A 23444-nucleotide genomic window follows, 5' to 3' on the forward strand; every position below is an offset into this window, starting at 1 on the left:
GCGCGCCTGATCTCACCTCGCCAGCGGCTTCCCCGCCGTTTCGGGCGCCATCGCGATGAAGGGCAGGCCGACCACGTAGATCAGCGACAGCAGCGAGATCGCGAGCGGATAGCTCCCGGTCTTCGCGGCGAGCGCGCCGATCAGGGTCGGACCGGCCGCGCCCAATACACGCCCCGTGCTGAAGGCAAAGCCGGAGCCGGATCCCCGCAACGCGGTCGGAAACATCTCCGGCAGCCAGATCGTGAACAGGCCAAACACACCGTTGGTGAAGAAGCCGAGCACGGGAAGCAGGACCAGGAACAGCGCGAAGTTGTCGAGACGCGCGATGGCGATCTCGTAGCTCGCCACCACCGAGATCAGCGAACCCATGAAGAACAGCACCGCCGTCCGGCGGCGGCTCGCGAGATATCCGGTGATCCATGGCATCAGCAGGCAACCGATCAGCGTGCCGACATTGGTGATGAGACCGGCCACCGCGCCCATCTGCTGCGCATGGGCTGGCGTCGCGCCCGCCGCGGTGAGCTTGGTAATGATAACCGTCGGCGCCCAGAAGTTGGATGACCACAGGCCGAAGATGATGCAGGCCATCATCAGCGCGGCCGCCCAGGTGGTGCGCGCCTGCGCGCCCGAGAACAGCTCCGCCACGGAGGTCTTCGTCTTGGACGCGCGGCTGCGGGCGGGCTCGGGAATGTTGCTGCGCAGGTACGCGATCAACAGCGCCGGCAGGATGCCGAGCAGGAACATGCCGCGCCAACCGAGCAGGCTTCCGCCGATCAGCGTGACGGCGGCCGCAAGAAACAGCCCGGTCGGCGTTGCCGTGTGCAGCCAGCCGGCCAATCTCACCCTTGTGTGTTCGGGCACGGATTCCTGCAGCAGCGGCGTGCCCGCCGCCCATTCACCGCCGACGCCGAAGCCCGCCATGAAGCGAAACAGAGCAAACATGACGACGCCGGTCGCAAGCCCGCACAGTGCCGTGAACAACGAATAGACCAGCACCGTCCAGCACATGATCCGGACGCGGCCATAACGATCAGCCGCCCAGCCCCAAACCATCGAACAGGCCCAGCCGAGCATGAAGATCGAGAACAGGAGGCCGCCATAGATGCCGATATTGGCGTGGCTCGCCTCAATCCCGCTCGCCGGCAACAATTCCGAGAGCGCGCCGACCAGGATGTAGCTGTACATGGAGGAGTCGAAGCCATCGAGCATCCATCCAAACCAGGTCGCCCAGAACACTTTCCAGGGCGATACCGCCTCACCCTCCGCGACTTCCGACGCGATCGTCTCAACGGTACTCTCGGTCATGTTTCCTCCACGTTTCTTTTTCGCCAGGAGACTATGCCGGCGTTTGCAGGATGCGACATCTCCGACAAATGGGACGGAGGCATCTTGTGGGAGAATGGCCGCGGGCTGCGGCGCCGTGCGCAAGTCATCGTCATTCTGGGGCGATGCGCAGCATCGAACCCGGAATCTCGCGCCGCAATTTCGAGATTCCGGGTTCGCCGCTAGCGCGGCGCCCCGGAATGACAGTAGAAGATTGCAACCAACGCTACGCTCGTCGCGTTCGTTGTATGATAGATACAAAGCTGCAAGCGAGAGAGGCGGACGGACTGTGCGACGGATTGAAGATCAAGGTTTCCTGCTGCTGCTGTTCGTCGTCACCCTGGCGTTCGCCTGGATCCTGCAGCCGTTCTATGGCGCGGTGCTCTGGGCCATCGTGGTGGCCGTCATCTTTGCGCCGGTCAACCGGAGGATATTGAGATCGGTGGGCGGAAGGGAGACCCTCGCCGCCTCGATCACGGTCCTGCTTATCATCGCGATGGTGCTGCTGCCGCTCGCGATCATCGCGACCTCCCTGGCTCGGGAAGCTGCCGGTCTCTACGCAAAGATACAGTCCGGGGAGTACAACTTCTCCGGCTACGTCCAGCGGGTTTTCGATGCGCTGCCTGCGTGGGCGACCGGCTGGCTGGATCGCTTCAACCTGGGCGATCTTTCGGCCCTGCGCGAAACGTTGACGTCCGGCCTCATGAAGGGCGGCCAGGTTCTGGCGCCTCAGGCGCTCAGCATCGGGATGAACACATTCGACTTCGTGATCAGCCTGGGCATCATGCTGTATCTTCTGTTTTTCCTATTGCGCGACGGTAAGGCAGTGGCGGACCGGATCAGGGAGGCTGTTCCTCTCGAGGCCGATCGGAAGTCCGCGCTGTTCACGCGCTTCGCCGATGTCGTCCGCGCCACCGTCAAGGGTGGCGTGCTGGTCGCGATGGCCCAGGGCGCGCTCGGCGGACTGGCGTTCTGGTTCTTGGGTGTTCACGCGCCGATCTTGTGGGCCGTGCTGATGGCCTTCCTGTCGCTGCTGCCCGCGATCGGCGCCGGGCTGGTCTGGATTCCCGTTGCCATCTATTTCCTGGCAACCGGCGCCATATGGCAGGGCCTCGGGCTGATTGCCTATGGCGTGCTCGTCATCGGCCTGGTGGACAATGTCCTGCGTCCATTCCTGGTCGGCAAGGGCACCAAGCTCCCCGACTACGTCGTGCTGATTTCCACGCTGGGCGGCATCGAAGTCTTCGGTTTGAACGGCTTCGTCATCGGCCCACTGATCGCCGCCATCTTCATGGTGAGTTGGGACATCTTCGCCACCTCAAGGCGGACGTCAGGGAATGACGCGTAGAACGGGTAGAGCGCAGCGAAAACCATCCTACGGATTTCGCGATTTTCCGCTGTCATTCCGGGGCGCGCGAAGCGCGCACCCGGAATCCATTTCTCCGCCTGCGTCTGCAGCCCGATGGATTCCGGGCCTGCGTGCTCCGCACGCATCCCGGAATGACGCCAGACGACAGACAATTCGCTCACAGCCTGTACGTTCTCCTACTCCGCGGCCACAGCGATAGGCACCACCCTCTCGTCACCCAGTCCGGCAAACCGTCGCAAGGCTTCGGCCATCCGCACACGCCCGCTGACGCCGGTGATGATGACGTCGACCATGGTGAAGGAACAGTGGAAATGGCCGCGGGCGTTGAGCTGCTCGACCGGCACACCGGCAGCAGCGAGCGCTTCGGCGTACGCCATGCCCTCGTCACGCAGCGGATCGAACTCGCAGGTCACCACGAAGGCTGGTGGCAAACCCTCGAGCTTGCCGCGTAGCGGCGAGACGCGTGGATCGGTCCGATCGCCGGGCGAGCAGTAGAGGTCCCAGAACCAATACATCAGCGAACGCGTCACGAAGTAGCCCGTCGCATTGTCGACGTAGGACGGCCGATCGAACGTGCAGTCGGTAACCGGGGTCAGCAGGAGCTGTCCCGCGATCTCAGGGCCGCCGCGATCGCGCGCGAGCTGGCAGGTGACGGCCGCGATGTTGCCGCCGGCGCTCCAGCCGGCGACCAGCACGGGTCCCGTCCCGCCCAGCTCGGCGGCATGCTCGGCAATCCAGCGTGTCGCTGCAAAGCCGTCCTCCGCCGCCGTCGGGAAGCGGTGCCATGGCGCATGCCGATAGCCGACGCTGACGAAGATCATTCCGCTTCGCCGGCACATGTCGCGGCAGAACGGATCGTCCGATTGCTCGTCGCCCAGCACCCAGCCGCCGCCATGGAAATAGACCACGATCGGATGCGGTCCCGGCGTCGCCGGCCGATAGAGACGATAGGGCAGCGGACTGTCATTGCCGGGAAGTGTGCCGTCGACGATCTCGCCGATCGGCCGGCCCGCGGGACGGCCCTTGTTGAACTCGTCGAGGAAGTCGCGCGCGCCCTGGGCACCGAGCTGTTCGATCGGCGGCAAGTTCATATCCGCGAGCATGCCGAGCACGAGCCGCACATCCGGTTGCAGGCGTACGACCTCGCCGTCATTGCATTGCTCTGCAACCTTGGGGCCGGTGAGCCTGAAGCCGAGCATGCCGCGGCTGACGATCTCGTTGCAGATGCTGCGATACGGGCCGACGCCGCCGGTATAGGGCATCACGCCGCGCGCCTTGCCCGGAACGTTTGCGCCCGTGTACCAGGTATTGGCGAGCCGATGCAGCGTGACCATCGAGCAGTCGACCATGTGCCGCGTCCAGCCGGCCTGCGCCGTCTCGGTGGCCTCGATGGTGGTGAAGCCCGCCTCCCGCAGCGCGATCAGCCGGTCGACCACCCAGTCGATGTGCTGCTCGATCGACACCGCCATGTTCGACAGCACCGACGGGCTGCCCGGACCCGTGATCATGAACAGATTGGGAAACTCTGCGACGGTCAACCCGAGATAGGTCTGCGGTCCCTGAGCCCAGACGTCGGACAGCGATTTTCCATGACGTCCCGTGATCGGATGCACGGCCTTGATGGCGCCGGTCATGGCGTCGAAGCCGGTGGCGAACACGATCACATCGAGATCGAAGCTGCGCGTGTCGGTCGTGATGCCGGAAGCCGTGATCTCCTTGATCGGCTCCTGCCTCAGGTTGACCAGCGTGACGTTGGGACGGTTGTAGGTGGCGTAATAGTTGGTATCGAGACAGGGACGCTTGGCGCCGAACGGATGATCGTGCGGAGTGAGCGCCTCGGCCGTGTCGGGATCCTTCACGACTGCGCGGATCTTCTCGCGGATCAGATCGCCGACCAGCGCATTGCCGTCGACGTCGACGCCCTGGTCAGCCCAGAGCTGGGTGAGGATGTGGACGAGATCGCCGGCGGCCCATGCCTGCTCGAAGCGCTCGCGCCGCTCGGCATCGCTCAATTGCCAGCTCACGACGGTCTGCTGCGGATAGGGCACACCGGTGAGCGACCAGCGCGCCTGCTCGCGGTAGCCGGCACAGTCGCCCTCCAGCATCGCAAGCCGATCCGCCGGCCGAGGGCCGTTGTGCGCGGGCAATGCGAAGTTCGGCGTGCGCTGGAAAACCGTGAGGTGTGCGGCCTGCTCCGCGATCGACGGGATCGACTGGATTCCCGACGATCCCGTGCCGATGACGGCAACGCGCTTGCCGGCGAGATTGACGCCCTCATGCGGCCAGCGGCTGGTGAAATAGACGTCGCCCTTGAACTCCTTGACCCCATCGATCTCCGGCGGTTTGGGCGCGGAGAGACAGCCCGTGGCCATGATGTAATAGCGGCAGGAGACGGCCGCGCCATTGTCCGTCGTGAGCAGCCAGCGTTCGGTCGACTCATCCCACGTCGCCGCCGTGACTTTGGTGTCGAAGCGGATATGGCGCCTGAGATCGTAACGATCGGCGACGAAGCCGAGATAGCGCAGGATTTCAGGCTGGGTCGCATATTTCTCCGACCATTGCCACGCGCGCTCCAGCTCCGGATCGAATGTGTAGCTGTAGTCGATGGTCTGAATGTCGCAGCGTGCGCCGGGATAGCGGTTCCAGTACCAGGTGCCGCCGACGTCGCCGGCCTCCTCCAACGCCACCGTGGTGAAGCCGGCCTTGGACAACCGATGTAGGAGATAGAGGCCCGCAAACCCGGCCCCTACCACTGCGACGTCGACCTGTTGCGCCGTGCCGTTTGTCGCCTCTGAAGCACGTGCTGCAACCATTGCGTCTGGCATGCCATCCTCCCGTGCATTTGATTTTTCGTGAGGCTACATCTGCTTCCCCCGGTCTGTCATCGGACAATTCAATCTTTGGTTGGTGCGCTGCAGCTACTCTTTGTTCTTGTTGGGAAACAGCCGAGCGCGACGTGGCGGTGACATTTGGCAAAGAGCGGATGACAGACCCTCATGGTGAGGAGCGCGTCTTCGCGCGTCTCCGGACGATGCTTCGCATCGCCTTGAGAACCATGAGGCCCCGATCTCGCCCGGAACCCATCCCTCGAGACGGCCGCGATGCGGCCTCCTCGGGATGAGGGAGAATACGTGGCCGGATCGAGCATCGGTGAGCTTGCGCGGAATTCTTCAGCCGAAGCCGACGTTCCCTCAGCGAGCCCGGCGTAGCATCGGGAACAGCGGCGGCGATGCCCCGACCTGGATCGTGCCGAGGACCTCGAAGCCATGTCGCTGATACAGCGGGATGTTGGCCGGGTTGGTGGATTCGAGATAGGCCGCAACATGATCGCGATCGAACAGCCGAACGGCGTCCCCCAGCAGCGCCCCACCACGGCCCTTGCGTCGATGCGCCGGATCGACACCGATCAGCGGCAGATACCAATGAGCTTCCTTGGGATGATAGGCCGCCATCCCTTCGAAAACGGCAGCCATCTCGGACTCTCGCCCGGCCGGCATGGTCGCTGCAAGCGCCGCCTCGTCGGGTTCGATGCCCGGCGGCAGCCACAGTGCCACGCCTGCATAGTCGTCGACACAGCGCGCCGTATCCTGCTCAAAGGCGCGGCCGCCGAATGCGCGCACCAGCGCCGGGAAAGATGCGAGGTACTGATCCGGATCCGGATAGGCCCAACGCGTCACCGGATCGGCGCTGAAGGCAAGCACCAGAACGGAAATGGCCCGCTCGATATCGGCGGGCGCAACAGCAGTTACGACGGGACCAGAAACTGCGTTCGCCGGACTCATCACATGACCTCCATCCCGGCCCCATTGCCGGGTTCAAGACCAGGATCGAACCACAAATCTGGGGCGTCAATCGGGAGAGGCGGTCAACAAGACGTGCGCTGGCGGTTCGTCCTTGAAACGCATCGGCGACGCGGAAAGCCGCATCGCCGATGGCCTCGCCAAGGATTCAGAAACTAACCGTCATCCGGCCGTTGATCGAGCGCCCCGGCCCTTTGACATTGTAGCCGTAGGCTGCCGACGATCCCATCATCGAGACCACCTTGTAGTCGACCAGATCGGCGCCGCCGAGCGGCAGGTAGTAGGTCTGATCGAACAGATTGTCGATACCGAGATCGACCCGGACGTGCTGCCATTGGTAGCCGGTGCGGAGATTGACGAGCGCATAGGACGGCGTCGTCAGTTCGTTGTGAGCCTGGCTGACCTGATCCTTGGAGCCGACGAGCTGCAGCTCGATGCCGTTGGTCCAGCCGCCGATGACATGATCGAGCGCAAGCTTCGCGTTGATCGGCATCACGTGGTAGAGGTCGATGCCGTCCTGCCGCTGGCCGCGCACATAGCCGACCGTTCCGCGCAGCTCGCCCCGGCCGTAGCTCGCATTGTCCCACAAAGCGAGACGGCCTTCGAGGTTCACGCCATACAATGTGGCGTCGCGATTGGCGAAACGCAGATAGACGAAGCCACTGCTGGCCGTGAGGTTGTCCGGATTGTTTGCAAGGCAACTGCCGGTCACGCAGCGATCGACGTCGATATAGTCCTGGACGTAGCTCGCATAGGGGGTGACGCTGAAGCTCCAGATCTTGTGCGCCGGATCGTGCCAACCGGCGGTGAAGCTGACCGTGTGCGCCTTTTCCGGCTTCAGGTCCAGATTGCCAACATAGCCATTGCCGTCGCCGAACCACCCGATCATCTGCATGGCCATGGCGTTGGTCGACCAGGCATAGCGTTCGTAGAGGTTCGGCGAGCGCGTCTTGCGCGCAAAGCCGAGTTCGTAATGGCTGGACTGATCGGGTTCATAGCGCACCAGGGCGGAGCCGTCGACATGAACGTCGGTCCGAGCCCGGTCCTGGGCGTTGAAGGCGGCGGCATCCGCGCCATACATCATCGCATTGTAGCCATGGACGTCGCCGGCGTTCATCCACACGACGTCGTTGCGCAAGCCGACGATCGTGGTCCAGTTGTGATCCCAGTGCCGCTCCCATTCGGCAAAGGTGCCGACGCGGTCCCGCTGGCCGCCATTGAGGTTGATGAAGGTGTTCGGTCCCATCATCATCGAGCCGGCAACGGGATTCCACCAATCGTCGATCCGGTTGAGCGTCAGCTCGTTGCCGACCCGCAGCAGGTCGATGTTGGACGCCGCAAACGTGGCTTTGACGACGTATCCGCCATCGATACCATCGGTGTCCATCGGCATGCTGCCGGTCTTGTCCGGCGCGATGAATCCCATCGTGTGCCGGATCTGATGGACGAAGGCGCTGGCCTCGAGCTTGCCCCAGTCGAAGTCCCCTTCGTAACGGCCGTTCGCGTACCGGCCGCGGTTGTAGACCATGTCCATGTACTGGTTGACGTAGCCCTGATAGGGGATGAACTGGCCGCCGACCTAGAACGTGAACAGGTTGCCAACGGTGCGCTTGGAAATGCTGAGCGCGTGGTTCTGGGTCTCATAGAGCGTCGATTTGATCGTGCTGCCATCGCCCGCCTTGTAGTTGCCGGAGCGGACCCAGCCGCCGGTGTAGGTGACGCTGGTGTCGCGGTTGGCGAGCGTCGCGGTGGCATCGACGCCGTAGGCGTTGCCGTTGCTGCGGAAGAAGCCTGAGACGGTTGCGGTCGATAACCACCCGGACGGGTCATTCGCGAACACAGGAGGCGCGGTGGTGACATCGATGCGCGCCCCGATGTAGTCGCCGCCCGTGCTGACCGGCGCGATGCCGAGATAGGCCCGCATCTTGGCGATCATGGTGGGATTGACGAAAGACAGCGGCGGATTCATTTCGTTTGGGCATGCGGGGCTGATCAACATGCTGTTGATCGCGACCTGGATCCTGTCGGCGCCGAACCCGTTGATCGCGGGCAGGCTCGATACGCCGCCGGCGCCCCATACTGCGCCTCCCGGCAATTCAGTGACGAGCGAAGCCGAATCGCTGGTCGACAGGCCCCGATCGAATGCGGTCCGCGCCGTCACGGTTGCGTTGCCCGCAAGCTGCGGCGGATAGTCGAGCGGGCGCGGGGCTACCTCCGGGTGATGGGCCGCCGCGGGACTCGTCGGACGGCGCGCGTTCGATCGTTGATGCACGGAATTTCGTCGATGCGGTGCGGCAACGTCGACCGGGGGAAGCGTATGGGCCGTCTGCGCAGCGACGCTCGTTACGGCTGGCGGCGCCAGTGTGATGGTGGCGGTCAGCGCCAATGAAATGAGGGCACTGGATAGGTAGAGAGTGGATCGGCCGAGGCCGGACGAAGGCTTGCTCATGATGATAGGACTCGATGTGGCGCAGCATCGCCGCGCATAAGGGTGACGCCCCTGCCCGGCGATCAGGCCGGACAGGCAAACGAAATCGGGACATGCCTTCGCGCGCCGTCGAGGACAGCGATCGAACGGTCATGCTGGTTGAAGGAAAAGGCGTCAGGCTTCGATGGATTGTCGAAGCGGTGCCGCCGGCTCGCCTTACGAAATGGAAGGCGGTGCTCGCGCCTGCGCATTGGAGCCTGCGCGGGAGGCTACATGGGTCTGTCTGCGCGCGTGCCAGACCATCCGGACCGATTGCCGATATGGCGTCGCGAATGCGATGGCCTTCGGCGCATCAAATGATGCATTTGCCTGAGCCGCGCAGCAGATCAGACAAGCGATGTCATGGGCGCGCTGACTGGTATCCCGATCGGCGCTCGCTGCCGGCGAGCTCGAATCGCTGTGACAGATTTCAGCAAAGCCGACCGGATCGGAAATGGCGATGGCCGCGGCCCAGCAGGTGGCGATCGGCGCCAGAATCTGCACCGCCAGCGCGATCAGAAAAAATCTTTGCAACCGCTGCCGCATCAGCCCACCCGACTAAGTTCCTAGCACCCGAGGGTTTGAGTGTCGAGATAAGGCGGTTCAACCAGGCCGTTTCTTCATCGCGAACTTGTCCTGTCGCAAACTCGGCCAAGAGATAGCTTTGACGGGAGAAGCGCGGAACCGATCGGAACCATCCGATCAACGATCCGTCAGGATTGCCGACGCATCGCGGCGTCGATTGACATGGCCGGCAGCAAGGAGTTTATTTCGCTTTACGGGGATTAGGCGATCTCCCCGCGAGGCGACATGCCCAAGTATCGCGTCCTTAATGATGAGGGACGCAGCATGTCTTCATACACATCCATTTCCCCTGATAAGCTTTCGCGACTGATCGGCACCGCCGGTGCGCCTGTTCTGATCGACGTCCGCCTCGATGACGACTTCGCGGCGGACCCGCGCCTGATCCCGGGCGCGACCCGCCGCTCGCATCTCGATACCAACGACTGGGCACGAGAGCTGGCCGGACGGTCGGCCATCGTCATCTGCAACAAGGGCGAGAAACTCAGCGAAGGCGCCGCCGCCTGGCTCCGCCACAACGGCATCGCGGCGGAGATCCTGGAAGGCGGCCATCTCGCCTGGAAACAGGCGGAGCTGCCGACCGTGCCCGCCGACAGGATTCCGCAGCGTGACGGGCGCGGGCGCACCGTCTGGGTGACGCGATCGCGGCCGAAGATCGATCGCATCGCCTGCCCCTGGCTGATCCGTCGTTTCGTCGATCCCGCCGCGGTCTTCCTGTTCGTCGCGCCTGCGGAAGTCGTCGCGGTGGCCGAGCGCTTCGCCGCCACGCCATTCGACATCGAGAACGTGTTCTGGAGCCACCGCGGCGAACTCTGCACGTTCGACGTGATGGTGGAGGAGTTCGGCCTGTCAACGCCCGCACTGGAGCGGCTGGCCGTCATGGTGCGCGGGGCCGATACCGCGCGCCTTGATCTTTCTCCGGAGGCGCCGGGCCTGCTCGCAGTCTCGCTCGGCCTGTCGCGCATGTACGACGACGACCTCGAGCAGCTCAACGCCGGCCTTCTTCTCTACGATGCCTTCTATCGCTGGTGCCGCGACGCGACCAAAGAGACCCATAACTGGCCGACCAGCAAGGTGAAGCCATGACCACGCTCGCCGCAGGCCAGAAAGCCGCTTCGCGCGAGGAGGCGCACGGCATCGCCTTTTCTGACGCGCTCGCGGTCTGGCTGCGCGTCGCGATCTTGAGCTTCGGCGGGCCGGCCGGGCAGATCGCCGTGATGCATCGCATCCTCGTCGAGGAGAAGAACTGGATTTCGGAAGCGCGCTTCCTGCATGCGCTCAACTACTGCATGCTGCTGCCCGGACCCGAGGCGCAGCAGCTTGCAACCTATATCGGCTGGCTCCTGCATCGGACCGTCGGCGGGATCGTGGCGGGAGGCCTGTTCATCCTGCCCGGCGTCATCGCCATCATGGCGCTGAGCTACATCTACGCCGCCTACGGCAATGTCGGCTTCGTCGAGGCGCTGTTCTTCGGCCTCAAGGCGGCCGTCCTCGCGATCGTGATCCAGGCGGTGGTCCGGATCGGCAAGCGCGCCCTTCGCAACCCGGTCATGATCGCAATCGCGGCGATCGCCTTCGTCGCGATCTTCTTCTTCGCCGCGCCGTTTCCCTTGATCGTCGTGGCTGCCGGCGTCATCGGCTACATCGGCGCCCGGCTCGGCAGGCCCGAATTCGCCGCAATCGAGCACGGCGGAAAGGATGCCGCCGTGATCGACAGCCTGCTCGACGAGATGGTCCCGGAGCACGTTCGGCCCAGCGCGTCCCGGGCGCTGCGCGTCGGCGCCATCTGGCTCGCGCTCTGGCTCGTTCCGGTCGCCGCGCTGCTCATTGGCCTCGGTCCGTCGAACGTCTTCAGCCAAATCGCGATCTTCTTCAGCAAGATGGCGATGGTGACGTTCGGCGGCGCCTATGCCGTGCTGGCCTATGTCGCGCAGCAGGCCGCCAACTACTATCATTGGGTCGAGCCTCGCGAGATGCTCGACGGCCTCGGCATGGCCGAGACGACGCCGGGACCGCTGATCATGGTCGTCCAGTTCGTCGGCTTCATGGCGGCATTCCGTGAGGCAGGCGGGCTGTCCCCGATGCTGGCGGGCACGCTCGGAGGATTGCTCGCGACCTGGGTCACGTTCACGCCCTGCTTCCTCTGGATCTTCCTCGGCGGTCCCTACATCGAGACCATGCGCGGCAACAAGGCGCTCGCCGGCGCGCTCTCGGCGATCACCGCCGCGGTCGTCGGCGTCATCCTCAATCTCTCGATCTGGTTCGCGCTGCACACGATCTTCCGGCAGACTTTTCCGGTGCAAGGCTTCGGCCTCTTCTTCGATGCGCCGGCGCTGCGCAGCGTGGATTGGCCGGCGCTGGCGCTGTCGATCGCGGCCGCCACCGCGATCTTTCGTTTCAATATAGGGATGCTCGTCGTCCTCGCGGCGTCCTGCATCACCGGCGTCCTGTTGCGCCTGACCGGCATCATCTGACCACGTGCGGAGGCCGGCAGGGATAACAGCGAACAACGGGCTGGAGGCACAACCTTGGAGCAAGGACCATGAGACGACTGATCTCCGGCGCCGCCCTTTGCCTGATGATGACGGGCGCGCTGTCGCCTGCCTATGCCCTGACGCAACAGGAACTCGTCGCGAAGCTCGAGTCCGCCGGCTATTCGCAGGTCGGTGAAATGAAATCGACCGCCGAAGGCATCGTCGTGAAGGCCGTCAAGGATGGCAAGGAAGTCCAGATCGTCGTCGACAGCAGCGGTCAAATCAAGGAGCGGCGGTAGAGCCGCGCACCGCGGCCGCAAGCCCAAGTATCCCGACTACACAAACTGCAACAAGAGGAGCCAATCCCCATGACCATGAAAACTCGCTTTGCCGCCATCGCCGCGGCCTTGCTGTTGCCGAGCTTTGCTGCGGCTCAGCCCGCCGATTGGAACATCTTTGCGGAGCCGTTCATCTCCGAAGCTCACGCAGAGGCGATCGACTGGAAGAAGGTGGACGCAGCGCTCGGCAAGACCGCCACCGTCAGCGGCGAAGTCCATCGCTATGGCCTGCCGCGGTCCGATCTGCACGTCACCCTCGACGGCGTAGCGATCAAGCCCGCGCTCGCGCTCGGCGGCTGGGTGGCCTTCGCCCCAATGGACGGCCAGGCGATGGTGATGGGCGATCTCGTCCTGCTCGAATCCGAGATCACGCCTGTCATGACGAAGCTCTTGAACAGCGGGCTGGACATCACGGCGGTCCACAACCACATCCTGCGCGCCTCGCCGGCGACGTTCTACATGCATGTCGCCGGGCACGGCGATCCGGCGAAGCTGGCTAGCGCGATCCACGAGGCGCTGTCGACCGGCAGCAAGACGCCATTCGAGCCGCCGGCGACATCAGCCGGTCCGGCCCCCACCGTCGACCTCGACACTGCGAAGCTCGACGAGATCATGCACGCCAAGGGGAATGTCACCGGCGGCGTCGATCAGTTCACGATCCCGCGCCGCGAACCGGCGACCGAAGCAGGCATGGCGGTCAGCCCCGCGATGGGCGGCGCCAACGGGATCAACTTCCAGCCGACCGGCGGCGGCAAGGCCGCCATCACCGGCGACTTCCTTGTCACCGGCGACGAGGTCAATCCGCTGATCCGAGCGCTGCGCGCCGGCGACATCGAAGTGACTGCGATCCACAGCCACATGCTCGACGAGCAGCCGCGGATGTTCTTCATCCATTTCTGGGCCAATGACGACGCGCTGAAGCTCGCCCGAGGCATCCGCGCCGCGCTCGACAAGACAGCCGTGGCGCAGAAGTGAGAACGGGGCCCATGCGTGCGCCCGCCGCGATTGGAGCGGGTCCATGATCTCCGCGGCCGCTACCGCTCACGATACGTCCCGCGAGCTCCTGCGCGTGGAAGACCTCGTTAAGCGGTATGGCCGGGAGGCGGCGGTCGCGCATGTCTCGTGTTCCGTCGCGACCGGGGAAATCCTTGGCATTGTCGGTCCGAACGGGGCCGGGAAGACGACCTTGCTGGAAGCGCTTGTGGGCCTGCTCGCGGCGGAGCAAGGTGCCGTGTTCTGGTGCGGAGAGGAATTGCCGCCGCCGCGGAGAAAGGAAGCGCTGTTCTATCTGCCCGACGGCATGCGCCCCTATCAGGACCGGTTCGCGATCGACGTCATGACCTTCTTTGCGCGGGTCTACCGACGAACGGATGCACAGACGGCCGCAACCATTACTGCCGTCGGATTGACGCCGGTCCTTGGCAAGCGCGTACATGCGCTGTCCAAGGGCTACAATCGCCGGCTGCTGTTGGGGATCGGCCTGCTGACACCGCACGACGTGCTGGTCATGGACGAGCCGTTCGACGGCTTCGACATCAGGCAGACGCGAACCATCATCGATGTGATCCGCCAGGAAGCGACGCGGGGACGCACCTTCATCCTTGCCATCCACCAGCTCGCGGATGCCGAGCGTGTCTGCGACCGCTTTCTTCTGCTCGCCGGAGGAAAGACGCGCGGTATCGGCACTCTCGACGAATTGCGCGCGAAAACCGCGCTGGCGAGCGGTTCGCTGGAGGAGATTTTTCTTGCGCTTACCTGAACCATATCGCGCTCGCGAGGCGCCGCTCGCTCCGTTGCTCGCAAAGGAACTGGCCGAAATTGTCTGCGGCCGGGCGCTATGGACGATGCTGCTCTTGGTCTGTCCATTGATCGGCTATAGCTTCGCTCAAGCCGTCTCGCTCTATGGCGAAGCGAGCGCATCGGCGCGGCAATCTCCGGTACTGGCAGCAAGCCTGTCGCCGCTCGACGGCGTCCTGGTGCCGACCTTCGGCGCGTTCTATGTCGCGGTCACGCTGCTGTTCCCATTCGTGGCGATCCGCGTGCTGGGTAAGGAGAAGGAATCGGGCGCGCTGCGCCTGTTGGTCCAATTGCCCTACCGATCCTCGACGCTCATTCTTGCCAAGCTGGGCGCCGTGCTCGCAGCCTGGACCCTGGTCAGCATCCCCACCGTTTCAGCACTCGCGATCTGGGCGATGATGGGCGGGCATCTTGCGGCGTCCGAGACCGTCAATCTCCTGTTCGGCCATGTGCTCTATGGCCTGCTCGTGGGCGCGATTGCACTGTTCGCCGCGACCATTGCCGACAGCTCAGCCACTTCAGCCATCATTGCGCTGGCGGTGACGATCGGATCATGGGTGCTCGATTTCACCCTCGCCGGCCATTCCGGCCTCGCGGCCTTTGTCGCACAACTATCGCTGACGCAAGCGCTGCGCCCGTTCGAACAAGGCTTGCTCTCCGCCGGGCTGGTGCTCGGCGTGACCGGCGCAATCGCCGGCCTGTCCGCCCTCGCCTCCGTCTGGCTGCCGCCCAGCGTGCCAACACAAACCAAGTGCATACGTTCCGTCCCATGCGTGCTCGCCACCTTGCTGGCGCTCGGTCTGGCGACGCAGATCAGGCAATCGGTCGATGTCACCGAGGACCGGCGAAACTCCTTCCCGGCTGCCGATGAGCGCCTGCTCGCCACGCTCCGATTGCCTCTGATCATCAAGGTCAATCTCGCACCCGAGGATCCACGCTACGCCGATCTGCAGCGCAACGTGCTGGCGAAGCTCGATCGCGCGATGCCGAACGTCTCGATCATCCTCGCGGGCAGCCATCGCGATGCCGCCAGCCAAGCGGCCGACGATGCTTATGGCGAAATCGAATATTCCTACGGCGCCCGATTGGATGTCAGCCGCTCGACCAGTCCGCGCGAAGTCCTGCCGCTGCTGTATACCCTCGCTGGCGTGCAACCGCCCGCGCCCGCTCGCGGTGATGAATATCCGGGCTATCCGCTGGTCGCCACGGCGGATGCGGCACTGTTCTGGTTCGTCGGCGGACTACCGCTGTTGATCGCGGGCGCGTGGTGGTGGAGCCGACGCCCGCCGGCCAAATCCCTTTTCACCTGCAAAGGAGCTCAATCATGACCGCAGGAGGAAGCCTCAAGCCCGTCGCTGCGGCGATGGTTCTCGCAGCGCTTGCGCTGCCGGCACTCGCTGGGCAGCCGACGAAAATCGACTTTGTCGACGAAACCATTGGCGCTGAGCCGAAATCGCTCGTACCGGTCGTCGGCATCTGGCGGATCGAGAACGACAGCGGCAAGAAGGTGCTCGCGGTGGATGGCCGGCAATGGAAGGAGGGAGAATCGTCTGCCGGGATCGCCGACAAGGCGCGCGCGCTTTATGGCGAGCGCTACGCGGAATTCCTCGACCGGGTCCAGGCCTATGCCTATTTCCCCTATGTGATCGCGCCCGACATCCAAGACTTCACCAATGGCGAGATCACAGTGCGCTTCCAGGGATTGTCCGGCCGCATCGATCAGGGTGCCGGAATCCTGTTCAACCTGAAGCCGAACGGCAACTACCTGACCGTCCGCGCCAATTGTCTGGAAAACAACCTCGTGCTCTGGAAGTTCGAGAACGGCAAGCGCTCGTCGGTCAAATGGGTGCGCAACACGCCGACCGCCACGCGCCAATGGCACGACCTCAAGGTCCGCATCATGGGCACAAAGGTCGAGGGCTATCTCGATGGCAAGCTCTATCTCGAGCACACATTGGCGCAGCCCGTCTCGGGCCGCGTTGGCCTGTGGTCGAAGGCCGATAGCCACGTACAATTCTCCGACTACACCGTCACGGCAGCCGACTGAGAAATGCGGTGAACGCGACAGACGAACGCATCATCGGCGGACGGAGGAGCGCGTTCCCATCAGGGAACCTAGGCGGCGACGCGACCGGCCTCCAACTGAAACTCCAAGTCCTCGATAAGCTGCGCCAACCGTTCAAGAGTAGACAGATCGGTCGGTTCCTGTGCCAGCCTTCGGGTTTGCGCAAGCTTTTGTTCCAACTCTTTACGCTCGCGGCGCAACATTTGGAGCTCCTTGCTATGTGGGCGAAGTTCGTCAAATTGATCAATAGAAGTTTACAACTTGTTAAAGCAGCGAGCGCCCCGCGTCGCGACGGATCGCGGCGATGGTGGTCACGCTGCTATTGCCCTTCGCCCCGTCATTGGCAGCAAATGCGTGCGCAGTAGACGTCTAATGGTGCGTTTGCCTGTGCGGGACACACTTCGGTGATGCCACTCATCGATAACAGCGGCGCTTCGGACTCCTGATAGAATTCGTCGGCAAGCGTTAGGTAAGCGCCATCCCATGATGGCGATCGTGCAAGAGGGAAGATGATGGCCAACGACCTCGCCGCGCGTGTTCAGGCCAATCAGCAGAAGCTGAGAGCTGAGTTGAAGTCCCACTATGACTTCATCATTTGCGGATCGGGGTCGTCAGGTTCGGTCGTCGCACGGCGTTTGGCGGAGAATGCCGACGTCAGCGTTCTCCTGCTTGAAGCCGGCGGCAGCGACGAGGTGCCCGACATCGTGGACCCATTGCGTTGGCCCGCCCTTCGCCGTGGCGAACACGATTGGTCTTTCAACGCGATGCCAAATCCGCGGTTGAACGGCCGCGCCATCCCGATGTCCATGGGCAAGGTGCTCGGTGGTGGATCCGGTATCAACGTGATGGTCTGGTCGCGCGGCCACAAAGCGGATTGGGATGACTTCGCGGCAGAAGCCGGTGATGACGGCTGGAACTATCAATCCGTGCTGCAGATCTATCGGCGCATCGAGGACTGGCACGGCGCACCGGATACGGCCCGCCGCGGGACGGGCGGGATGGTCTTCGTGCAGCCGGCGCCTGATCCGCATCCTCTCGCCGCCGCCATGCTCGAGGCCTTTGCGGCCGTCGGCGTTCCGACGTTTGATGACCAGAATGGCGTGATGATGGAGGGGCATGGTGGTGCCGCCATCACCAACCTGTGCCTCCGCGATGGCCGACGGCAATCCATCTTCCGCTCCTATGTCTATCCCTTTATGGACCGCCCAAACCTCACGGTCCTGACGGGCGCGCTCGTCACTCATCTAACCCTGGCCGGCAAGCGAGTGACCGGCGTGGAGGTCGCGTATGAGGATAAGGTGCGTCGCATCGGTGCCAATGAAGTCGTGCTGTCGCTGGGCGCCATTTATACGCCCAAGCTGCTCATGCAGTCCGGTATCGGCGACGAGGCCGAACTGAAACGCCTCGGCATTCCTCTTGTCCAGCATCTGCCCGGCGTTGGCCAGAATTTCCAGGATCACTTCATGGCGCCATGCGTCTGGGAAGCACCGGGGCCGATTGAACGCCGCAACAATTTGACGGAAGCGACCGCACTTTGGCGCAGTGACGCCGCGCTCGACGTGCCGGACCTGCAGACGCTCATGGTCGAGGCACCCTATGCCAGTCCGCAGGTCGCCAAGGATCCGCTGCCGCCCGATAGCTGGTCGTTGACAAATGCGCTGCTGCACACCGCCAGCCGGGGCCGCATCCGCCTCACCGGACCCAATCCGGACGACCCCGTCGAGATCCATGCGAACGGCCTCGACGATCCCGCCGATCTAAAGGCGCTGAAAACCTGCGTCGAGTTCTGCAGGGCTATCGGCAACTCGCCGGCCTTGCGACCTTTCACGAAAAGAGAACTCCTGCCGGGTCCGGTCGACGATTCCGGGCTGGAAACGTTCATCCGTAACGCGACGGTCAGCCACTCGCACCAAACCTGCACTGCCAAGATGGGGCGCGACGCGATGTCGGTGGTCGACCACGACTTGCGCGTCTACGGTCTCGATCATTTGCGGATCGCCGACGGATCAGTGCTGCCGCGCGTGACGACCGGCAATACCATGGCCCCTTGCGTCGTCATCGGCGAGCGCGCTGGCGAGTTCCTGAAAGCTACTCACCGCCTCGGACCATAGACGCGTTCCAGGCGTGCGTTATCTGGCAATCCGAACCGGCAGGGTCTCGTAGCCCTTGATGAAATTCGAATACACGCGCTTGGGTTCGCCGATCACCTCTATGCGCTCGAAGCGCTTCAGGATTTCTTCCCAGATGATCTTGAGCTGCAGCTCGGCGAGTCTGAGCCCGACGCAGCGGTGAATGCCAAAGCCGAACGACAGATGTCGGTGCGGCCGCTCGCGATCGATGATGAAGTCGTAAGGTTTCTCGATCACATCTTCATCGCGATTGCCCGAGACGTACCACATGGCGACTTTGTCACCCTTCCTGATTTGCTTGCCGCGGAACCCGATGTCGGCAAGTGCCGTCCGCCGCATATGCGCAACCGGCGTCTGCCAGCGGATCACCTCCTGCACGAGACCATCGATCAAGGCAGGGTTGTTCCTGAGCTTCTTAAATTCAGCCGGATGCTGGTTGAGCGCATAGATGCTGCCCGACAAGGTATTGCGGGTGGTCTCGTTCCCGCCGACGATCAGGAGCAGCAGATTGCCGAGGAAGTTGCCCGGATTCACGTCGCGCGTGCCCTGGCTGTGCGCCAGTAGCGACAGCAGATCGCTCTTCGGCGGCTGATTGACGCGCGCTTCCCAGAGTCGGCTGAAATATCGCACGCATTCTCCGAGTTCAGCCTGCCGCTCGTCCTCGGTCGCGACGACGCCTCCAGGGCCCGGAATGGTCGTCGCGACGTCGGACCAGCGCGTCAGCTTGCGACGATCCTCCCAGGGGAAATCAAACAGCACGGCCAGCATCTGCGTCGTCAATTCGATCGAGACCCGGTCGACCCAGTCGAACGCCTCATTGGTCGGCAGATTGTCGAAGCATTCGACTGAGCGCTCGCGGATGCCGATTGCGAACCGTTCGAGATGTGTTGACGTGAATACTGGAGCTATCGTCTTGCGCTGAGCGGTATGGCGCGGAGGATCCATGCTGATGAAGCTCTCGCGGCGCAGGTCGGGCGTCACGTCGACCAAGGTGATGCCGCCAAGCGCCGAGGCCGAGGAGAACACCGCATGATTGGTTTCGACATCGATGATGTCGTCGTATTTGGTGATGGACCAATACGGGCCGAACATGCTGTCGCTGGTGTAGTGGACAGGATCTTCCTTGCGCAGCCGGTCGAAGTAGGGCCAATGGGTATCGGAGCGGAACAGCTCCGGATCTCCAGGATCGAACTCTTCCAGCGGCAGCGAGAGAGCCCGCTGTCGGGCGCTGTCATCTCGGCTGTCTCGAATAGGATCGGGTGTCCTGCGCATAGCCGGCTCCTTGTCGATCGTTTCCTTTTTCTTCTGCGGAGCGTCTGATCTTCTGCGGAGTGTTTAGTGGGCACGAATCAAATCCGTTTGTCTGCATCTCGGCATGTGCGCCGGTTTTCGTGATGCAACTCGCTGATGCGCAATTGCACGTGACAGCCCCCGTCATTGCGAGCCAAGCGAAGCAATCCATGCCTCTGCACGTGGCGCTATGGATTGCTTCGCGGAGCCTGTCGTCGGGCGGCGCTACCGCGCCGACCCGGTGGCTCGCAATGACGATGTGGATGCTTTTGGTGCGACAAATCAACCCGACGGGCAAATCAGCCAAAAGTCTGTCCATCCCTCTCGCAAAAAACATTCCGCTTTCGCCGTCGGGCAAATCAGTGATTTAACTCCGCGCGTCTCACCCAAGATGAGGGGCGGGTCGCGATCGTCACGAACGTTGCGGTGAGATGCGGTGGACGCGGCTGTTGCGACAGACGAACGCAACATCAGCGGACGGCGAAGTCGTGTGGTCCTGGCGCCCCGACGCTGGCGCTAAGTTCTGCTCGTTGAACAGAGCGACGGTGGCAAGAAAGCCGGTCACCGGGGAGAGCACGAAGTAAGCCGTAACACCATCGCGCAGGGAAAGCCGGAATGCTTCGGTTGACCTGTGGTCCTACCCCCGTGCTTTTTGTTGCACGGGACCCATGGGTGCAACCGGCACCCGGCTTTCCCTGCGCCCTCTGATTTCGAGAGGGTGGAAAGTGAAGCAAAGCTCGGACGCAACGCGCCGCGAGAATGCGGACTCGCATCCTCTCATCACACTCCACCGTCATGCCCCGCGAAGGCGGGGCATCCAGTATCCCGCGGCCTCTCGATCAAGCTCAGGCGCCTCTGGAATACTGGATCGTCCGCCTTCGCGGACGATGACAACGGAGAGCTGTTTGACATTTGAATCAGGTGTAGGGTGGGCAAAGCGACTTGTCCGCCGTAGCTCAACGAGCGAAGGCGGAAGCGTGCCCACCATCGCGAGCACAGCGCTAGAGCATGATCCGGAAAAGTGGAGACCGGTTTTCCGAAAAAGATCATGCTCAAACAAAGAGCTAGAGCGGGATGACGATTCGAAGAAAAGTCATCACGCTCTAGATGGTGGGCACGGCGCAAGTGCGCCTTTGCCCACCCTACACCTCTGCAACCGCTTGCTCGCGCCACAACAACTCGCTGTGGTTATGGGTCCCGTCTTTCGACGGGACGACACCGAGAATGAGGTGGAGAGCAACGCGCTCCGCTGTATCCCCTCACCCTGAGGAGGCTGCGAAGCTGGCGTCTCGAAGGGCGAGGCCATAGGCCGGGCCTCATCCTTCGTCCGGCCGGGAAAGGACAGTGCCGTTAACCCTTTACTAACCATACGCTGGGCAAAAATTGCCGGGTGAAGTCGAGTGTCGTCGGTCGCGTATGACGGGAGGGGATCCCCCGTGGACGCCAGCGCGGTGCCTCACTTTCGGAGCGGCGGCCCGCAAGCCGCCGCGCAGACATTGGGCGGCCGCGCCCGGCAGGCGCGGGGGGATCGGGCTACCATGGTCGACGTGACGGCGGGTCAGGGCACGGCATCCGGCGGCTTCTCCTTCGCCGACATCACCAACGTCCTGAAGCGCGGCGACATCGCGCTGGCGTTCGGCATCCTCACCATCCTGGTGGTGCTGATCCTGCCGCTGCCCGCGATCGTGCTCGACCTGTTCCTGGCGATCTCGATCACGCTGTCGGTCCTGATCCTGATGACCGCCCTGTTCATCCAGGCGCCGCTGGAATTTTCCTCGTTCCCGACCATCCTCTTGATCTCGACAATGCTGCGGCTGTCGCTCAACCTGGCCTCGACCCGGTTGATCCTGTCGCGCGGGCATGAGGGCACGGCGGCCGCCGGCCACGTCATCGAGGCCTTCGGCAATTTCGTGATGGGCGGCAATTTCGTGATCGGGATCATCGTGTTCGCGATCCTGGTCATCGTCAACTTCGTCGTCATCACCAAAGGTTCGGGCCGCATCGCCGAAGTCGCGGCACGCTTTCACCTCGATTCGATGCCGGGCAAGCAGATGGCGATCGATGCCGATCTTTCGGCCGGCCTGATCGACGAGAAGGTCGCCAAGGAACGGCGCAAGGAACTGGAGGACGAAAGCGGCTTCTTCGGCGCCATGGACGGTGCCTCGAAATTCGTCCGTGGTGACGCCATCGCGGGCCTGCTCGTGGTGTTCATCAACGTCGTCGGCGGCATCATCATCGGCGTCGCCCAGCAGGGCCTGGGCTTTGCCGAGGCCGCGCGCACCTACACCGTGCTGACCGTCGGCGACGGCCTGGTGACGCAGGTCCCGGCGCTGATCGTCTCGACCGCCGCGGGCCTCCTGGTCTCGAAGGCCGGCGTCTCCGGCGCCGCCGACAAGGCGCTGATGAAACAGCTCTCGGGCTATCCGCAGGCGCTCGGCATGTCGGCCGGCGTGATGATCGTGCTGTCGCTGCTCCCGGGCATTCCGATGATCCCGTTCCTCGCGCTCGGCTCCGGCGCCGCCGCGCTGGCCTGGACCGCGCGCAAGCAGAAGCATGCCGCCAAGGTCGCCCAGGCCGCCGCTGCGGCCGCCCCTACGGCTGCGGCTGCGGCAGCCGCGGCGGCCGCCGAGGAGCCGATCTCGAGCGCACTCAAGATCGACGACCTCAAGATCGAGCTCGGCTATGCGCTGCTGCCGCTCGTCAACGGCCCCGACGGCACCGACCGACTGACCGAGCAGATCAAGGCGCTGCGCCGCTCGCTCGCCGTCGAGATGGGCTTCGTGATGCCGGCAGTGCGCATCCTCGACAACGTCCAGCTCGAGGCCAACACCTACGTCATCAAGATCAAGGAGGTCGACGCCGGAACGGGGCGGATCTGGCCGAACCAGTTCATGGTGATGGACCCCGGCGGCAACCAGGTCGCGATCCCCGGCATCCACACCGTCGAGCCGACATTTGGTCTGCCTGCGACCTGGGTCGACGCCGCGCTGAAGGAAGAGGCCTCGCTGAAGGGCTATACCGTGGTCGATGCCGCGACCGTGCTGTCGACGCACCTGACCGAGCTGCTCAAGAACAACATGTCGGACTTGCTGTCCTACGGCGAGGTGCAGAAGCTGCTCAAGGAGCTGCCGAAGGAGCAGGGCGAGCTGATCAAGGACATCGTGCCGAGCCAGGTCACCATCTCCGGCATCCAGCGCGTGCTGCAATTGCTGCTGGCCGAGCGCGTCTCGATCCGCGACCTCTCGACCATCCTCGAAGGCATTGCGGACGCGCTCGCCTTCTCGCGCAATCCGGCGACCATGGTCGAGCATGTCCGCGCCCGCCTGGCCCGGCAGATCTGCGCGCAGAACACCTCCTACAACGGCTATCTGCCGCTGATCGCGCTGTCGGCGCGCTGGGAGCAGGCGTTTGCGGAATCGATCGTGGGCACCGGCGAGGACAGGAGCCTCGCGATGCAGCCGTCGAAACTGTCGGAATTCATGACCGCGACCCGCAACGCCTTCGAGCAGGCCGCGCGCGAAGGTGAGGCGCCGGTGCTGGTGACCTCGGCCGCGATCCGGCCCTTCGTTCGCTCGCTGGTTGAACGCTTCCGCTCGCAGACGACCGTTTTGTCGCAGGCGGAGATCCATCCGCGGGCACGCTTGAAGACCGTCGGTAGCGTCTGACCGGCGCGCAAATCAGTTGTTTAGCGGCGCAGCATTTTCGTCACATGCAACTGGTTTGTCGAAAATGGCTTAATTTCAACGGCTTATCGTCCGCGTGCAGCGATTTCGACCTAATGCATTGCAATAACTAGAGAATATGAACTCC

17 protein-coding genes and 1 pseudogene are annotated in these 23444 nt (G+C 63.5%); 11 read left to right on the forward strand and 7 right to left on the reverse strand.

Translation table 11 applies throughout. From position 1 onward, the window contains the following. Positions 1–12 precede the first annotated feature (12 nt). On the reverse strand, positions 13–1305 hold the full coding sequence (locus OZ411_RS11705; protein WP_282528063.1) for an MFS transporter: 1293 nt from the start codon (positions 1303–1305) through the stop codon (positions 13–15). Between the two features lie 307 nt (positions 1306–1612). On the opposite strand from OZ411_RS11705, the gene OZ411_RS11710 reads away from it, so the two are divergent. Next, positions 1613–2671, forward strand: coding sequence for an AI-2E family transporter (locus tag OZ411_RS11710; protein WP_130581175.1), 1059 nt, complete (start codon positions 1613–1615; stop codon positions 2669–2671). Between the two features lie 197 nt (positions 2672–2868). Here the strand turns inward: OZ411_RS11710 and OZ411_RS11715 are convergent, their stop codons facing one another. The 4 genes and pseudogenes from OZ411_RS11715 to OZ411_RS11730 all read right to left on the reverse strand — a co-directional run bounded on the left by OZ411_RS11715 (position 2869) and on the right by OZ411_RS11730 (position 9505). Next, positions 2869–5517: an alpha/beta hydrolase fold domain-containing protein gene (locus tag OZ411_RS11715; protein ID WP_282528064.1), complete on the reverse strand. Its 2649-nt coding sequence runs from the start codon at positions 5515–5517 to the stop codon at positions 2869–2871. 366 nt (positions 5518–5883) lie between these two features. Continuing rightward, entirely contained in the window at positions 5884–6474 is a 591-nt protein-coding gene (locus OZ411_RS11720) for a GNAT family N-acetyltransferase (protein WP_130581171.1), read from the reverse strand. 166 nt (positions 6475–6640) lie between these two features. Then, positions 6641–8941 (reverse strand): annotated as a pseudogene (locus tag OZ411_RS11725) (TonB-dependent receptor). Positions 8942–9136: 195 nt separating this feature from the next. Beyond that, positions 9137–9505, reverse strand: coding sequence for a DUF2946 family protein (locus tag OZ411_RS11730; protein ID WP_282528065.1), 369 nt, complete (start codon positions 9503–9505; stop codon positions 9137–9139). 303 nt (positions 9506–9808) lie between these two features. Between OZ411_RS11730 and OZ411_RS11735 the strand changes: the two genes are divergently transcribed. From OZ411_RS11735 to OZ411_RS11765, 7 genes are all read left to right on the forward strand, one after another. Continuing rightward, a complete protein-coding gene (locus OZ411_RS11735; protein WP_130581169.1) occupies positions 9809–10627 on the forward strand; it encodes a sulfurtransferase/chromate resistance protein in 819 nt (272 codons plus the stop codon). Continuing rightward, positions 10624–12015 (forward strand): chromate efflux transporter, encoded by a 1392-nt coding sequence (chrA, locus tag OZ411_RS11740; RefSeq protein WP_282528066.1) that lies wholly within the window; start codon positions 10624–10626, stop codon positions 12013–12015. Before OZ411_RS11735 ends, chrA begins: the two co-directional genes overlap by 4 nt. 68 nt (positions 12016–12083) lie before the next feature. Beyond that, positions 12084–12314, forward strand: coding sequence for a PepSY domain-containing protein (locus OZ411_RS11745; protein ID WP_130581167.1), 231 nt, complete (start codon positions 12084–12086; stop codon positions 12312–12314). A gap of 69 nt (positions 12315–12383) precedes the next feature. Next, a complete protein-coding gene (locus OZ411_RS11750) occupies positions 12384–13328 on the forward strand; it encodes a DUF1259 domain-containing protein (protein ID WP_282528067.1) in 945 nt (314 codons plus the stop codon). Positions 13329–13371: 43 nt separating this feature from the next. Then, positions 13372–14112: an ATP-binding cassette domain-containing protein gene (locus tag OZ411_RS11755; protein ID WP_282528068.1), complete on the forward strand. Its 741-nt coding sequence runs from the start codon at positions 13372–13374 to the stop codon at positions 14110–14112. Next, entirely contained in the window at positions 14099–15478 is a 1380-nt protein-coding gene (locus OZ411_RS11760; protein WP_282528069.1) for an ABC transporter permease subunit, read from the forward strand. The genes OZ411_RS11755 and OZ411_RS11760 overlap by 14 nt, the downstream gene beginning before the upstream one ends. Beyond that, positions 15475–16197: a hypothetical protein gene (locus OZ411_RS11765; protein ID WP_282528070.1), complete on the forward strand. Its 723-nt coding sequence runs from the start codon at positions 15475–15477 to the stop codon at positions 16195–16197. The genes OZ411_RS11760 and OZ411_RS11765 overlap by 4 nt, the downstream gene beginning before the upstream one ends. A gap of 68 nt (positions 16198–16265) precedes the next feature. Here the strand turns inward: OZ411_RS11765 and OZ411_RS11770 are convergent, their stop codons facing one another. Beyond that, positions 16266–16418: a hypothetical protein gene (locus tag OZ411_RS11770; RefSeq protein ID WP_208828838.1), complete on the reverse strand. Its 153-nt coding sequence runs from the start codon at positions 16416–16418 to the stop codon at positions 16266–16268. 309 nt (positions 16419–16727) lie between these two features. Here OZ411_RS11770 and OZ411_RS11775 point away from each other — a divergent pair, with 309 nt between their 5' ends. Further along, entirely contained in the window at positions 16728–18326 is a 1599-nt protein-coding gene (locus OZ411_RS11775; protein WP_349017003.1) for a GMC family oxidoreductase, read from the forward strand. Positions 18327–18344: 18 nt separating this feature from the next. Here the strand turns inward: OZ411_RS11775 and OZ411_RS11780 are convergent, their stop codons facing one another. Next, positions 18345–19616, reverse strand: a complete 1272-nt coding sequence (locus tag OZ411_RS11780; RefSeq protein WP_282528072.1) for a cytochrome P450 — start codon at positions 19614–19616, stop codon at positions 18345–18347. 122 nt (positions 19617–19738) lie between these two features. Here OZ411_RS11780 and OZ411_RS11785 point away from each other — a divergent pair, with 122 nt between their 5' ends. Together OZ411_RS11785 and flhA are read left to right on the forward strand one after the other, a co-directional pair. Beyond that, the gene (locus OZ411_RS11785) at positions 19739–20005 is read left to right on the forward strand and encodes a hypothetical protein (RefSeq protein ID WP_282528073.1); all 267 of its coding nucleotides are present in this window, start codon (positions 19739–19741) and stop codon (positions 20003–20005) included. A gap of 1065 nt (positions 20006–21070) precedes the next feature. Further along, positions 21071–23299, forward strand: coding sequence for a flagellar biosynthesis protein FlhA (gene flhA, locus OZ411_RS11790; RefSeq protein ID WP_282528074.1), 2229 nt, complete (start codon positions 21071–21073; stop codon positions 23297–23299). The last annotated feature ends 145 nt before the right edge of the window (positions 23300–23444 follow it).

The sequence above is a fragment of the Bradyrhizobium sp. Arg237L genome, assembly GCF_029990105.1.
GTDB lineage: Bacteria > Pseudomonadota > Alphaproteobacteria > Rhizobiales > Xanthobacteraceae > Bradyrhizobium.

Bases quoted from the DNA above. Each gene is read 5' to 3' on its own strand.
- OZ411_RS11745 (WP_130581167.1), top strand. From the start codon at position 12,084: ATGAGACGACTGATCTCCGGCGCCGCCCTTTGCCTGATGATGACGGGC.
- OZ411_RS11720 (WP_130581171.1), bottom strand. From the start codon at position 6,474: ATGAGTCCGGCGAACGCAGTTTCTGGTCCCGTCGTAACTGCTGTTGCG.
- OZ411_RS11730 (WP_282528065.1), bottom strand. From the start codon at position 9,505: ATGCGGCAGCGGTTGCAAAGATTTTTTCTGATCGCGCTGGCGGTGCAG.
- OZ411_RS11755 (WP_282528068.1), top strand. From the start codon at position 13,372: ATGATCTCCGCGGCCGCTACCGCTCACGATACGTCCCGCGAGCTCCTG.
- OZ411_RS11705 (WP_282528063.1), bottom strand. From the start codon at position 1,305: ATGACCGAGAGTACCGTTGAGACGATCGCGTCGGAAGTCGCGGAGGGT.
- OZ411_RS11785 (WP_282528073.1), top strand. From the start codon at position 19,739: ATGCAACTCGCTGATGCGCAATTGCACGTGACAGCCCCCGTCATTGCG.
- OZ411_RS11735 (WP_130581169.1), top strand. From the start codon at position 9,809: ATGTCTTCATACACATCCATTTCCCCTGATAAGCTTTCGCGACTGATC.
- OZ411_RS11765 (WP_282528070.1), top strand. From the start codon at position 15,475: ATGACCGCAGGAGGAAGCCTCAAGCCCGTCGCTGCGGCGATGGTTCTC.
- OZ411_RS11715 (WP_282528064.1), bottom strand. From the start codon at position 5,517: ATGCCAGACGCAATGGTTGCAGCACGTGCTTCAGAGGCGACAAACGGC.
- OZ411_RS11750 (WP_282528067.1), top strand. From the start codon at position 12,384: ATGACCATGAAAACTCGCTTTGCCGCCATCGCCGCGGCCTTGCTGTTG.
- OZ411_RS11770 (WP_208828838.1), bottom strand. From the start codon at position 16,418: ATGTTGCGCCGCGAGCGTAAAGAGTTGGAACAAAAGCTTGCGCAAACC.
- OZ411_RS11775 (WP_349017003.1), top strand. From the start codon at position 16,728: ATGGCCAACGACCTCGCCGCGCGTGTTCAGGCCAATCAGCAGAAGCTG.
- OZ411_RS11780 (WP_282528072.1), bottom strand. From the start codon at position 19,616: ATGCGCAGGACACCCGATCCTATTCGAGACAGCCGAGATGACAGCGCC.
- chrA (WP_282528066.1), top strand. From the start codon at position 10,624: ATGACCACGCTCGCCGCAGGCCAGAAAGCCGCTTCGCGCGAGGAGGCG.